At 61.2% G+C, this 14092-nt stretch carries 12 protein-coding genes; 6 read left to right on the forward strand and 6 right to left on the reverse strand.

All coding sequences use genetic code 11. The features are described 5' to 3' along the window. The first annotated feature begins 21 nt into the window (after positions 1-21). On the forward strand, positions 22-447 hold the full coding sequence (locus ACT7DV_RS06430) for a hypothetical protein (RefSeq protein ID WP_444661406.1): 426 nt from the start codon (positions 22-24) through the stop codon (positions 445-447). Between the two features lie 196 nt (positions 448-643). Here ACT7DV_RS06430 and ACT7DV_RS06435 read toward each other — a convergent pair whose 3' ends face one another. Beyond that, complete coding sequence (locus ACT7DV_RS06435; protein ID WP_444661407.1) at positions 644-1417, reverse strand: IclR family transcriptional regulator; 774 nt, start codon at positions 1415-1417, stop codon at positions 644-646. Positions 1418-1760: 343 nt separating this feature from the next. Between ACT7DV_RS06435 and aceB the strand changes: the two genes are divergently transcribed. The 3 genes from aceB to ACT7DV_RS06450 are packed head-to-tail and all read left to right on the forward strand — an operon-like array spanning position 1761 to position 5489. Continuing rightward, positions 1761-3392: a malate synthase A gene (aceB, locus tag ACT7DV_RS06440; protein ID WP_444661408.1), complete on the forward strand. Its 1632-nt coding sequence runs from the start codon at positions 1761-1763 to the stop codon at positions 3390-3392. Continuing rightward, complete coding sequence (locus ACT7DV_RS06445) at positions 3389-4642, forward strand: DUF6986 family protein (protein ID WP_444661409.1); 1254 nt, start codon at positions 3389-3391, stop codon at positions 4640-4642. The genes aceB and ACT7DV_RS06445 overlap by 4 nt, the downstream gene beginning before the upstream one ends. A 10-nt stretch (positions 4643-4652) precedes the next feature. Then, positions 4653-5489, forward strand: coding sequence for a bifunctional allantoicase/(S)-ureidoglycine aminohydrolase (locus tag ACT7DV_RS06450; protein ID WP_146277003.1), 837 nt, complete (start codon positions 4653-4655; stop codon positions 5487-5489). 245 nt (positions 5490-5734) lie between these two features. Here ACT7DV_RS06450 and ACT7DV_RS06455 read toward each other — a convergent pair whose 3' ends face one another. From ACT7DV_RS06455 to ACT7DV_RS06465, 3 genes are all read right to left on the reverse strand, one after another. Further along, entirely contained in the window at positions 5735-6802 is a 1068-nt protein-coding gene (locus tag ACT7DV_RS06455; RefSeq protein ID WP_444661410.1) for a CobW family GTP-binding protein, read from the reverse strand. Positions 6803-6894: 92 nt separating this feature from the next. Continuing rightward, positions 6895-7593: a maleylpyruvate isomerase family mycothiol-dependent enzyme gene (locus tag ACT7DV_RS06460; RefSeq protein ID WP_444661411.1), complete on the reverse strand. Its 699-nt coding sequence runs from the start codon at positions 7591-7593 to the stop codon at positions 6895-6897. Positions 7594-7683: 90 nt separating this feature from the next. Continuing rightward, positions 7684-8634 carry a DMT family transporter gene (locus tag ACT7DV_RS06465; protein WP_444661412.1) on the reverse strand — a complete coding sequence of 317 codons (951 nt, stop codon included), beginning with the start codon at positions 8632-8634 and terminating at the stop codon, positions 7684-7686. 71 nt (positions 8635-8705) lie between these two features. On the opposite strand from ACT7DV_RS06465, the gene ACT7DV_RS06470 reads away from it, so the two are divergent. Both ACT7DV_RS06470 and ACT7DV_RS06475 read left to right on the forward strand, forming a co-directional pair. Further along, entirely contained in the window at positions 8706-9656 is a 951-nt protein-coding gene (locus tag ACT7DV_RS06470; RefSeq protein ID WP_444661413.1) for a LysR family transcriptional regulator, read from the forward strand. 193 nt (positions 9657-9849) lie between these two features. After that, on the forward strand, positions 9850-11616 hold the full coding sequence (locus ACT7DV_RS06475; protein ID WP_444661414.1) for a plasmid pRiA4b ORF-3 family protein: 1767 nt from the start codon (positions 9850-9852) through the stop codon (positions 11614-11616). A gap of 10 nt (positions 11617-11626) precedes the next feature. Here ACT7DV_RS06475 and ACT7DV_RS06480 read toward each other — a convergent pair whose 3' ends face one another. Next, positions 11627-12991 (reverse strand): LCP family protein, encoded by a 1365-nt coding sequence (locus ACT7DV_RS06480; RefSeq protein WP_444661415.1) that lies wholly within the window; start codon positions 12989-12991, stop codon positions 11627-11629. Positions 12992-13156: 165 nt separating this feature from the next. After that, the gene (locus tag ACT7DV_RS06485) at positions 13157-14044 is read right to left on the reverse strand and encodes a LysR family transcriptional regulator (RefSeq protein ID WP_444661416.1); all 888 of its coding nucleotides are present in this window, start codon (positions 14042-14044) and stop codon (positions 13157-13159) included. Positions 14045-14092: the final 48 nt, after the last annotated feature.

A 14092-nucleotide genomic window follows, 5' to 3' on the forward strand; every position in this document is an offset into this window, starting at 1 on the left:
GCCCAACAACCTTAGGTACTAATGAGCACACTAAAGACATCAGAAAAGTTCGGATTCGGGTTTTACCTATCGCTCGTAACCATTGCAGCTGGACTGCCAGTACTGCTTGGATTTTTCACACCGCTGTGGTTCCCTCAACTGGGCGCGCCTAAACACGGCATACTTCTCTGGTCGCCACTACTAACCATAGGTTTTGTCTTGGTTACCCTGGTTCTAGGCGAAATATCCGATCGAATCGTCCTCACAATATTTAACAGTGCAAGCAAGGTCGCAACCCAGGCGTTACAGACGCTTCTGTCGTTCGTCGTCCTGCTCGGCTGCTACCGGCTGGTAATGACTGAATACCAGGCGGCGCTGGTGGCATCCGTCACCGCAACCCTGGGATATCTGGTCCTGTCGCCACTAATCAACAAGTTGGCAGTGAAGGCCCCTAAGGCTGATTCCTGAGCAACGCTTAGTTGTAGTTCCTCGGGAGCCAGCAGCGCCCTCGGCAATGTCCATTGGCGATTAAGTGCTGGTGAACTACTTTAAAGTGGCGTCGAAGAAGTCCTCATAGATTGGAAAATTTCAACGCCCGCCTCAGCGAACCGAGTTCTCGGATCGCTGAGGCGGGCGTTTGCACGCTGAAAGCGCCGAATAATGATCAGTCGGCAGCAGCAACTAGTTGCACGCCGAGTTCCTTGGCTGCTTCTTGCAGCACCGGCACCGCGGACTTGATGAAAGCCTCATCTACGCGGGTGACCGGCCCGGAGACCGAAATGGCCATCGGGGTCGGGGCCCCGGGAACCGGGACGGCGATGCACCGCACGCCCAATTCCTGCTCTTCCTCGTCGATGGAGTAGCCGCGTTCGCGGGTGGCCTCGACATCGGTGAACAGCTTGCCCAGCGTGGTGATGGTGTTGGCGGTCTTCGGCGGCATGCCGGCCTGGGAAACCAGGCGCTGCACGCGCTCATCGTCAAGCACCGAGAGCACGGCCTTGCCGACCCCGGAGTTGTGCAGCATGGCGCGGCGTCCGACTTCGGTGATCATGCGCATCGAGTGCGCAGACTGCACCTGGGCGATGTAGGTGACCATATCGCCATCAAGTACGGCGATGTTGGCTGATTCGCCAAGCTTGGCGACTAGATCCTTGAGTACCGGTGAAGCCAATGCGCCGAGCTGCCGGTTGGCGACTTCACCCAGGCGAATCAAGCGCGGACCCAGGGAATAGCGGCGGTTGGGCAGCTGGCGGACGTAGCCGACTCCTACCAGGGTGCGCAGCAGGCGGTGGATCGTCGGCAACGGCAGGGGAGTGTCGGCGGCCAGTTCACTCAGCGCCGCCTCGCCGCCGGCGCGGGCGATGACTTCGAGAAGCTCAAATGCGCGTTCAACGGATTGCACTCCGCCAGTGGTGGACTTGCTGGAAGTCTGCGTCATCTTTTGCTCCTTAGTTAAGGCACTCATTTTGGAAGTAGCTCACGCGTAAGTTCTACGATGCGAAATCCTCGTCTCAACAATAGCCTAAAAACCGGCATTTCTTCCACGATCCGATAATTTATCGACAAAAATCCGTGCAAAAGGTTCCAAGCACCCCTTGCATTTTCATTTTGAGGATAATAGTATCCACTATACGGAAATCTTTTGGATCGCCGAGATCATGAACTGGCAGCCGATGCCGTCACGGCAGAGCAGGTTGCAGCAAGACAATTGGGTGCATGTCAAAGCATCCATACATGGAACAGAGCAGTGCAAAAGAGCACAAGAGGTTAAGGAACAACTCATGAGTATTTCAATTACCAGCATCCCTGATGTCGCTGATGCCCAGCAGATCCTCTCCGATGACGCCCTAGCTTTCATCCAGAAGCTGCACCAGAAGTTCGCCGGAACGCGCGACGAGCTGCTGGCCGCCCGATCGGTGCGCCGCAAAGAATTCTCCGATGCCAAGGCCATCGACTTCGACCCGCAGACCGAATCGGTGCGCACCGGCGACTGGAAAGTCGCTGAAGCTCCAGAAGCGCTGCGCGACCGCCGGGTAGAAATCACCGGGCCGGCCTCCCCAGCCAAGATGGCCATCAACGCCCTGAACTCCGGTGCCAAGGTCTGGCTGGCCGATCTGGAAGACGCTTCCACTCCGAGCTGGTTCAACGTCATCGACGCGATCTCCAACCTGTCGGCTGCCGCCCGCGGCACCCTGGCCTACACCGACGCCAAGACCGGCAAGTCCTATGAGCTGCGCACCGACGCGCCACGCGCAGTGGTCGTGGTTCGCCCACGCGGCTGGCACATGACGGAAAACAACGTGCTCGTGGACGGCAAGCCTGCCGTCGGCGCCTTGGTGGACTTCGGTTTGCACTTCTTCCACAATGCCAAGCTGCTCGCCGAGTCCGGACAGGGACCGTTCTACTACCTGCCGAAGATGGAGCACTACCTCGAAGCCCGCCTGTGGAACGAGATCTTCACCTTCGCCCAGGCAGAGCTGGGCATTGCGCATGGCACCGTGCGCGCCACCATGCTCATCGAAACGATTCCAGCTGCATTCCAGATGGAAGAATTCCTCTACGAGCTGCGCGAACACGCCTCGGGCCTGAACGCCGGCCGCTGGGACTACCTGTTCTCCATCATCAAGACCTTCCGCGAAGCCGGCGAGGGATTCATCATGCCGGACCGCTCCGCAGTCTCGATGACCGCACCGATGATGCGTGCCTACACCGAACTGCTGGTGAAGACCTGCCACAAGCGCGGAGCCTTCGCCATGGGCGGCATGGCCGCAGTCATCCCGAACCGCCGCGAACCAGAAGTCACCGCGGCTGCCTTCGGGAAGGTCCGCGATGACAAGACCCGCGAAGCCAACGACGGATTCGACGGCTCTTGGGTAGCCCACCCGGATCTGGTGGGCATCTGCAAGGAAGTCTTCGACGCCAAGCTCGGCGAGAAGCCAAACCAGATCGACCGCCAGCGTCCAGAAGTCGAGGTCACCGCAGCCCAGCTGCTCGACGTCTCCAGTGCCCCGGGCGATGTCACCGAAGCCGGCGTGCGTGCCAACCTCTACGTGGCCGTGGCCTACACCGCTGTTTGGCTTTCGGGCAACGGCGCTGTGGCCATCCACAACCTGATGGAAGATGCTGCCACCGCCGAGATCTCCCGATCGCAGATCTGGCAGCAGATCCGCAATGAGGTGGTGGCTGCCGACACGGGCAACACCATCACCGCAGAGTTGGTGTCCACCATTCTGGGCGAAGAGGTGGAACGCCTGCGCGGCGAAGTCGGCAATGACGAACACTTCAAGGCCTACTACGAGCCAGCTGCACAGCTGATCGCCACCCTGACCAGCGGCAAGGATGAGGACTTCGCAGACTTCCTCACCACTGGCGCATATGAACTGTTGGAAAAGGAGTACGTGAGCAAGCCATGATCAACCCCTTCGATGAGTCCACGCTGGGCAGCGTAGAAACGCTGCTGGCCGGCACAGACCAGCTGCTGGAACAGTCCTACCCGGGCGATTCCGGGGCACGCCAGCCCATCCATACCGTGTATGTTCCGGGCGACAAGTACACCCCCGACCTGCCTGCGGCCTGGGGCCGGAACGCCATTGCGGCTGCCGGCGGCCTCATGGGCCTGTCCGCCTTGGCGGCCAAGCTGAACCTGGCCGAGCCGCAGCGCCTGGCGGAGCTGGTGGCCGACAAGCTGGCCAGCGAACCCATCGAAGACTTGCGCATCGACTTTGAAGACGGCTTCGGCAATCGCAGCGATGCCGAGGAGGACGCAGCCGTGCTGGCCGCGGCCGACTCGCTCGCTGCGGCCGTGGCCGCCAACAAGGCTCCCTCCTTCATCGGTATCCGCTTCAAATGCTTCGAAGCTCCGACCCGGGCCCGCGGCATCCGCACCCTGGGGCTGTTTATTTCGCAGCTCCTTTCCCATGGGGAACTGCCTGCTGGCTTGCGGTTGACCCTGCCCAAGGTCACCACTGTGGACCAGGTCAAGGCCATGGTGCTGCTCGCCGAACAGCTGGAGCAAGCCCACGGCCTTGAAACGGGCAAGATCCGCTTCGAAGTCCAGGTTGAAACCCCGCAGGTGATCATCGCCGCCGACGGCACCCACCCCGTGGCCCAGCTGATCCACGCAGGCCAAGGCCGGGTATCTTCCCTGCACTACGGCACCTACGACTACTCCGCCTCACTGGGCGTGGCCGCCGGCTATCAGTCCATGGAACACCCGGTGGCTGACTACGCCAAGGATGTCATGCAGGTAGCTGTTGCCGGCACCGGAGTTGAGCTATCCGATGGCTCGACCAATATCATCCCTGCCGGCGACCCGGAAAATATGGCCGAAGCCTGGGCGCTGCACGCCCGGCTGGTCTCCCGCCACCTGGCCCGCGGCATCTACCAGGGCTGGGACCTGCACGAAAACCAGCTGCCCACCCGCTACCTGGCCACCTTCGCATTCTTCCGCGAGGGCTTGCAAGCGGCCGGCACCCGCCTGCGCAACTACGTCCACCAGATCAGCTCCACGATCATGGATGAGCCCGCCACCGCCCGGGCCCTTGCCCGCTACATCCACCGCGGGGTCACCTGTGGTGCGGTGAGCGCCGAGGAAGTCGCCGAACTAGCCCAGATCACCCTGTCCGAACTTGAAGCGATCGCGCTGAATCGCTCCCACGCCTAAGGATCCTGTCATGACTGTTCCAGCAATCCAGAACTCCTCATCCTATTTCGCTAACTTCGGAGGGCACCCGCCGCAGAGCGATCTGCTCACCGATCGCGCCATCGTTACCGAGGCCTACACGGTCATCCCCAAGGGCGTGCTGCGCGACATCGTCACCAGCGTCTTCCCTGAGTGGACCAATACCCGCGCCTGGGTTTTGAACCGTCCGGTCGCCGGCGGCGCCACCACCTTCGCCCAGTCCATCGTGGAAGTTGCTCCAGGCGGCGGATCCACCAAGCCTGAGCCGCAGGCAGAAGTCCAGGGCTTCATCTTCGTGCTCACCGGCCAGCTGACCGTGGTCATCGAAGGCACCGAGCATGTGCTCGAAGACGGCGGCTTCGCCTACCTGCCAGCAGGGGCCACCTGGTCGGCACGCAATGACGGCACGGAGCTCACCAGTTTCCACTGGCTGCGCAAGCGCTACGAGCCACTGGCTGGCGTGGATGCCCCGGGCCCAGTGGTTGGCAACGAGCGGGACGTCGAGCCCGGTGCCATGCCAGGCACCGATGGCAAATGGCGCACCACCCGCATGCTCGACCCGAACGATGTGGCCTTCGACTTCGGCGTGAACATCGTGACCTTCGAGCCGGGCGCATCCATCCCATTCGCCGAAACCCACGTCATGGAGCACGGCCTGTACGTGCTGGAGGGCAAGGGCGTGTACCGCCTGAACGGCGACTGGGTTGAGGTTGAGGCCGGGGACTACATGTCTCTGCGTGCCTTCTGCCCGCAGGCTTGCTACGCCGGCGGCCCGGACAACTTCCGCTACCTGCTCTACAAGGACCAGAACCGCCAGATCGCGTTGTAAGCTGGCGCGACAATAATCTTCCGGGGCCAGTACCCGCGCAACCCGCCGCATTGCCGGCACGCCGTATCCGATTCACTGTCCGAGTGATGTTTCATCTTTACCAGGACATGGCGGGCCGGTGCAACGGGTTTTGCGCAGGTGCTGGCCCCGGTTTTATTTGCCCACAATTACAATCAGTCCGAATTAATGCCGGTAAGCACTCGGTTTCTGAAATCGCCGGCTGCTCATCAACTACAATTCCGCGCTCAACTAGTCACAGATTCGTCGTCGTCGATCCGCACGTCTTGACGCTGTTCAGCGGGTGAACTGAGGATCAAGCGACGCTCAAGACGCGTGAGACTTTGCGAGGTCGGTTCTGCGAGGGCTGGTTGCAACGAAATACGCAAGAGATCACCGACCCGTTGCTCATCCAACTCCACTCCAACCGCTACCAAGGCGTCATCGGCAGGGTCAGAACCTGGTGTGGCCAACTGAAGATGTGGTTGCCATCCGACCATGTTGACCAGAAAGCGTTGCGTGCCGCGACCGGTCCGCAATTTCACGTGCCCCTTGAGCCGGTAAGCGTCTGCCGGCGGGTTCTCGAGAAAATCCAGCAGGGCTCCCGGATCTGCCGGCTCGGGGCAGGGCACGGTGACTGCGTGGGCATGCGGCGCATGGCTGTGGTCATGTTCGGCCCGTGAAGCAGCGGCCAGGGGAAGCTCATCCGACGGATCTTCATTCATGGCGATATCAAAGACCAGCTGAGGATCTATGGCGGCGTGCGAAGCTGGAACGATGGCCACCTGCGGGTTCGCCTCGCGGACCCTGTCGCTGATCCGCGCGAAGGTCGCGTCCCTCGTCTTTTCCGGGAGCATATCCAGCTTGTTGACCACCACGAGGCTGGCCGCGGTGAAACGGGCAGGCGCCATGGCTGCGGTGTCCACCGTATGTTCGTGCTGCACCGCGTCGATGACATCGATGATGCCTCCGGGGCGCACTCCGGGCGCGTTGCCGTAGCGCAGGAGCCGATCCACATTGATCGGGTCGGCGGCACCGCTGGCTTCAACGATGATTGCGTCCAAGCGGAGCTTTGGCTGGGCCAGCTTTTCCAACAGCTCGTCCAGCCCGCCACTGTCCGGAAGGCAGCACACGCAGCCGCCGGCAATGGATTCGGCGGCATCAATCTGCCCGGTGATCAGGCCGGTATCGACATTGATCTTGCCGATATCGTTGATGATCACTCCAACTCGGGTTCCCGGACGGGTCAACAAGCCATTGAGCAGACTGGTTTTGCCCGCGCCGAGATATCCGGTGAGCACAATAACGGGGATCAAGACCGGTTCCTTTTCAGCTGGACGAGCGGGCCATGCCCATTCTCCCGGTTAGCCAAGGCAAAATCACGGGTGGGCACACGTGGGCGAGGCGGCTACCAGGTTGGAAGGCCGGGAATCGGTCCGTCGGCTTTGATGTTGCGGGTATTGCCCCGGGCCAGCCATTCAGACAAGCCTGCGCGGTTGGCGCGGACGGTCAGCGAGCCATCGCCGACGACCCAAGTGTCGCCTTCTTCGCTGAGAAGTGTCATGCCTGGAGCATTTTTGGCGCGCATGGTGCGCACTGCAGCCTGGATGGCATCTTTTTGGGAAGCCGGATCGGCTTCCCCAATGGTCCAGGCGGTATCGAGATCGTGATGGTGGATGGCCACTTCAGTGATCCGCAAGGCCACGATGTCAGCGGCCGGGATGATCTTGCCGTGCAGGTCGACTTCTTCCACAGCTAGCTCACCAGCCAGGCGCTCGCACTGCTGCGCGAAGTAGTTCGCAGATTCGTCGAAAGTAGCGAGCAGTTCCTCGCGGGGCAGCGCGGCCAGCTGGTCGATTTCGGCGTTGCGAGCTTCCTGCGACGCATAGAGTTTTTGCGGCTCTCCACTGGTGGCCCAGTCGACAAGTTTCACCAGGGTGCGGCCATTGGAAGCCAGGTGCGCGATGACGTGGGCGCGGCTCCAGCCCTCGCACAAGGATTCGGCAGCTAATTCTTCGGCGGACAAGGCATGCACCGTAGCGGACATCATCGCAGTTTCGCGAGCAAGCCGGGAGAGATCCGAGTGCAATTGCGCAGTATTGATCATGTTGCCACCCTACCAACGCGGGCCTTAGCGCAATAAAGATTTCGTCATGGATATGAGCGCGGCCTGGAGTGATAACTTCTGCGCGCCGGCTCAGTTTCGGCCAGCTTGTGCTGTTTCCCGAGCGAGGTTCTTGTTGATTGCTGGGGCTCCTTCCCGCCATCTCTGTTCGGCCCGTGCACCCCACCAAGTGGCAACAAGAAGCACCAGTGCTCCCACGTATCCCAGCGCGCTGATTTTGTCGCCAGCCAAGAGCACTCCGGCGAAGAGCGCCCATCCTGGTTCTGTGCCAAGAAGCATGCCGGCGCGTGAAGCCGACGTGTGCTTTGTGGCCCACAGCTGGCCCAGGAAGGAAAAGATGGTGCAGCCCAAGCAGAGGTAAACAACGGTCAACCAGTTCGCGACGCTGAACCCCGGCAAATGTTCCATCAACGAATTGCTTCCCCACACGGTGAAAATCACCGCTCCGAAAGCGATCTCAACTGTGGTCAATCCCAGCACATCGGCCTTCCGTCCAACGGTGAACCGTGCCTCGGCAACACCGAGCAGGGCCCGCGTGGCCGCAGCGGCGAGCATCAATCCATCTCCCGGATTGATCCCGGAGAATCCGTTGCCGCCCACGAGCAGCGCAATCCCGAGCAGGGCAAGCAGGACACTGGCGGCCAAGGATGCTGAAAGCCGCCTCTTGGCGTGCAGGGATTCGAGGATTGGGGTGAAGAGAATGGAAACGGCGATGATGAGTCCGGCATTGGTGGCACTGGTGAGCGTGACGCCAATGGTTTCCAGCGCAATGGTCGCGGTACGCAAGATACCCAGAAGGATGCCGGGCAGGGTCGAGTCCCGGAGCCGAACAGCGGGCCGGGCGAAATTGATGGAAAGCAGGATCACCGCTGAGGGAAGGAACCTGATGCACATTACGGCTGCGGCAGATGAGGCGTCCGCAAGATCCTGGGCTGCCAAGTAGCTGCCGCCCCACATTATTGCAATGAGCAGCAGGAGGACATCGGGAAGGACGCGGCGGACTGTCGGTGGAACACTAGGCATGTTATTACTGTAGAAAGCTCAACCATTAAGAACAACGGCCATTATCTTCAACATCCAGTAAGCTAAACTTCATGGAAGTGCATCATCTTCGAACCCTGCGCGAACTAAGAGACAGGGGTTCTGTTACCGCGGTATCCCAAGCATTGCATTTGTCCCCATCTGCCGTATCGCAGCAGCTGGCTGCGTTGCAACGAAGCGTGCCCATCCCGCTGACCGAACAACGGGGCCGCGTACTGGTGCTCACTCCTGCCGGAGAACGGCTTGCGGATGCCGGTGGCGAAGTGCTGGAGGCCCTTGCCCGTGCCGAGAATTCCGTCTCGGAGTATCTGACGGGCTCCAGAGAGACCGTTTCTGTTACCGCCTTCCACAGTGCCGGTCTTGCCTGGTTTCCGGCGCTGATCGCCAGCGGCTTGAACGATCCGGATGGGCCCATGGTCCGCTGCCGGGATGAAGACGTTTCGATCAACGAGTTCGCCAATCTGGTCTCCGACCATGATGTGGTCATTGCGCACCGTCCGCTGGCCTCAGAATCCTGGCCGGGCAACAGGGTGCACGTTACGCCTGTCCTGCAAGAGCCAATCGATGTGGCACTGCACCGCGAGCATCCCTTGGCGCAGCAGGATACCGTGCGCCTGGCTGACCTAGCAGGTGAAACCTGGGTCGCGGCGCATGAGGGGTTCGCTCTGGAGCCGCTGCTCGTGCAAGCGATGTTTGCCAGTGCCGGCAACCCAATCCAGATCGCGCATCGCGTGAACGAGTTCAACCTGGTCGCCGCTATTATTGCCGAAACCCGAATAGTCGGGTTGCTGCCTCGATATACCGGGCTGACGCCGAACTTCCGGAAACAGGTAGTGCTCCGCCCGCTGGCGGACCTCTCGCTTGGGCGCCAGATTGATATTCTGACCCGGCCCGAAGCCCGGACCAGGGTAAGCACGCGAACCGTCATTGACCGAGTCATCAAAGTTGCCGAGCAAACCCGCCTGAGTGCCGAAGGGGAGATGCAGCGCTCCTTCAAGTCCTAGGTGCCATTGGCCGGAGGCTCCAACGCGTCGCCGGGAGGGGAGAAACTTTGTCTCCCGAATCATGCGGAAGCAGTGATGCAGGCAGATGGCTCTTTGCTGTTCGCTGTTGAGGCAACGCGGTTCGTTCCCCCTCGCATGAGCCAGTTGGCACGTAGCCTAGAGGTAAGAGAAAAGTGATCAGGGGAGCAGCTCGGTGGCCAAGAAAAAGAAGAAGCAGAAGCCCAAGCAAGGGCACCCGGCACGCCTGCAAGGGGATGTCATCTCAATAGAGCGGGCGAAAGTGAAGCGCGGTTTGGACGCCCTCGCGGTGCAGTTCACCCGGTGGCTTGAAGCCCAGCATGGGGATAGCGAGCTGGCTCCCATGGTGTTGGCCGCAGTGGGCGAAACGCTGGGCTTCTACGCCGAGGCAATAGAACTGCGCAGCGTCACCGATTTTGATCCGCCGCAGCTCTTCACCGTGCTGACCGCGACCATCGAATTTGAAGAAGCCGAGGACCCGGATGATGACTCCGGGGAACTGCGCGATCTCGTGTTCACCGCGTGGACCGTCTACCTGGACTTCTTGCGCGAAAACGGACTATGGGATGGTGACCCAGCGGGTCTTGAATGGCTGCTGGAATCGATCAATTCCGATGACCCGTTCAACGAGCCAAGCGCAAAGAAGCCGTTGGATGTTCCAGAAACCGCAGAGGCCGCGGTGGCTGAAATCGCCCAAATGCAGGTCTCCAAAATGGGCCGCGTGCTCCTTGCCTGGGCCACCACCGCCGGCCATAGCTACTGGGCGGCTGGCCCCGGCCCGGAATTCATTCCCCAAGCAGCCCACGCGGTGCGCGGGCTATTCCCGAAGGATCTTGAAGCTTCGAGCCGGAACAACGTTGCCGCGGTGCTGCTTTCCGCCCTCGAAAGGGCTGGAGCGCTGGACACCAAAATCGCTGCTGTCCCGGAATACGGCAAAAACGCACGCGACTTCATCGCAGCGGACACTGCGACCTCCTTCGAGAGCAATTACGCCTATCTCAAAACCGTTCTTGACCTGGTTCTGGAGCAGCCAGAGCGCAGCGATGAGGCGGGACTTGAGTCGTGGGGCCTAGCGAACCTCTGGTTGCTGGAGGCGGTTGACGGCAAAGCGCATTCGGTTGCTGCAGCCCGCGACGAGTTGTTCCCGGAAGCTGCTTGGGCCGGTGCGCATCAGCGCATGGAGCTGTTGCGTTCCCTTGGCTTGGTGAACGAAGGAAGCACCTACGGCATTCCGGGCATTGTCCGCCTGGCATTGACCGACCTCGACAGCGAAGAACCAGGAGGCGATGCGCCCTTGGAACCGGACATGGCAAACCTTTTTGCGGAATCCGAAGAGCTCCAGGAAGAGCCCAAGCGCCTGAAGCGCACCGAACCATACACCGGCAAGGCGCTGCAGCTCAAGCTCACCCTGCGCGAAGCCAAGCCGCCCATCTGGCGCCGCGTGATGGTGCCCGCCGACCTGAATCTGGCCGACCTGCACGACATCATCCAGATCAGCTTCGACTGGTCCGATACGCACCTGCACCAGTTCTACGGGAAGAACTACAAGGTCAGTTATGGTCCACAGAACCCGCATATGAAGAGCGATATCGACGAGTCGACGGTACTGCTCTCCAAGCTGTTCAAACAGCCCAAGGACCGCCTGGCCTACGCGTATGACTTCGGCGATGACTGGCGGATCGGTATCGAGGTCGAGGACGTCCTCAAGGCCGATGACGGCCAGCTGCCGCGGTGCATCGGTGGACGCCGTATGGCGCCGCTGGAAGATAGCGGTGGAGCGCTGAACTGGAACGAGATGGTCGAAGAACTGAAGAATGAGCAGCCGCTGACCATGATGGATGACGTAATTCCTGAAGACGCGTCACTATACCCAGGCGAGGATTTCGACCCGGCAGTGTTCAGCATCGAGGAAATCAACGAGAACTTGGACGCGGAGTTCTAGACCCGGACGGTTAGCCGCACAGGCTTTGGCTGGCCTTGCGATTGGTGGTTTTCACCGGTGACTTTTCCGGCTTCTCTACGCTCTGGTAGTCCTGGCCCAGGTGCAACTGGACACCGTCAATAGCCGCGGTCACCGGCTTGAGATCCAGGTTCAAGTCTTTGGCCAGGGCCACGGCGGTTTGCTGCGCCTGAACGGTGTCGGCTGCCAGCAAGGTGGTAGCGCTCTGCACGCTCGCCGCATTGCCGACACCGGACACCGTGAACCCTTGCTCGCTGGCCTTCTTGGCGTAGTCGCCGGCGAGATTCGCGACCCGGGCAGCATTGGTGATGTGCACGTTCGCTTCGCGGCCATTGCCTGCGGCGGCCGCGCCAGCATCGGAGTTCTTGCCGGACTTTGTGCCTGCGAGGGCGATCGGCGAGTCTTCCCTGAGGCTCGCAAAAAGTGATTCTGCGTCTGCGGAGGGGACTACGCGATTGCGGTTCTGCGGTGCCGGCGACCAGGGCATGGTCATGAAGGTGATGTTATCGGAAGGAACTGCTTGGGCCCGGGCCGCCAAGGCCGTGAGATCCGAGAGCGAGCTCAAGCCGGGGTCGACCGTCAGGGACGAGGTGGCCGCGTCCAGGAACGAGTACAACCGGTCCGGGCGGGCGAGCGTTTCGCGGCTGGTAGCCTGCTGGACGATGGCAGACATGACCATTTGCTGGTGGCCCAGCCGGGCGATGTCGCTGCCATCGCCCACAGCGTGGCGGGTTCGGGCCAGAGCCAGGGCACCGGTGCCATCGACCTTCTGGTCCCCGGCTGGTAGATCGAGCTTGGCCTTGGGGTCCTTCATGGGCTGCGGCAGGCAGACATTGACTCCGCCCAGCGCATCCACAATGGAGATGAAGCCTTCGAAATTGATCTCGATGAAGTGGTTCAGCTGCACCCCGGTCAACGCCTCAACGGCGGCCACCGAGCAGGCCGGACCGTAATTCAGCGCCGAGTTGATCATGGCCACGCCACCGGACGAGGATCCATGCCCGGTGTCTTCGCAGGCCGGCATGTCAACCAGGGTGTCACGCGGAATCTGCACCGCGTCGATGCGCTTGTTGCCCGCGGCCACATGGACCAGCACCATGGAGTCGCTGCGGGCACCGCTGCCCTTGCCAAACCCCGAGGCTTCAAGGTCGCGGGTATCGGAGCCGAGCAGCAGCAGATTCAGCCCGTGGCTCGAATCGGGGGCGGCGGATTCGGAGTTGCGCATGGATGCTGTGGAGATGTTGCCCTGCAGCTTGAACCAAAGCCCGCTTGCGGCGACAACCAGGGCAATGACCAGTGCAAAGACGAGCAGAAGCGTGATGCGCCGGCGGCGAGGTCGGATTCGAAGCTCGGTCATCTATGGGCCTCCTGCGTTCTTCATCTGGTCATGGGTCAACTTCCAGACGATCACGAGAGCCATGAGTTGCACCAATAGAATTGGCGATCGGATCCATGCATCGAAGCTATGGCAGGACGCGCAGGCCAATCACTGCACGGCAAACCCCCGTGCCGGTGCAATGACTCACAAGAAGTGCAAGAACTCTGCCAGTGCAGGATTCTGGAACGGGTCGCGGCGGTAGATCACACCGATGGCCCTGCCGGTTCCAGCCGGCAGCGCCAGCTGCTTTCCGCCATAGACTTCCGCCGTGCTGGCCATTGTGCTGGGGATCATCGTGATCCCGCCGCTGGCAATGCTCAGAGGCACCAGGGCATCGCGCTGAACCGTGGTGATGATCCGCGGCGGGGTGCAGCCAAGCGAACGGTAAACCTCATCGGTCACCTTGCGGATGGAGGTGGGCTGGGGCAGGCTGACCAGGGTCAAATCCCTAAGCAGCTGCGCGTCGAGCTCGTTGGCGGCGTCCAGATCTGCGGGGAGCACTGCCGAGAATTCCTGGTGGCAGACCAGGTGGGTTTCCAAGTCTGCGGGGACTGCGTGGCTGACGCCGAAGGCCGCATCGGCGCTGCCCAGGCGAATCGCCTCCACCAGTTCATCGTGGTCCTGGACGCTGAGGATTTCCAAATGCACCCCGGGATGCTTTTGGTGGAATTTGCCTGCATACTCTGGCAGCACGCTGCCAATGAGTGACGGCAGGCCAGCGATGCGCAGGGAACCAGTTTTCAGTGCCCTGGTCGAAGCACCCAGGGCATTGATCGAGGCCAGCTCGTCGAGCATTCGACGCCCAGCGGGGACTATGCCGCGGCCGGCAGCGGTCAGCTGCATCGTGCGCCCTGCCGCACGGAATATCGGCATGCCCAGGCTCTGTTCGAGAGACTGGATCCGGCGGGAAAGGGAAGGCTGCGAGATGCCCAGGATGTCGGCAGCCGCGGTGAAGGATCCGTAGTCGACGACGGTGATAACAGCGGCGATCTGGGGAAGGGAGACGCTGCCGAGATCTGATTGAGTGGCCATGGCGTGAAGGTCCCTAGAAGATGTAACGGCAATAGTGCTTTCGCAAAA

It is taken from the genome of Glutamicibacter sp. TV12E, from assembly GCF_052441935.1.
GTDB lineage: Bacteria > Actinomycetota > Actinomycetes > Actinomycetales > Micrococcaceae > Glutamicibacter.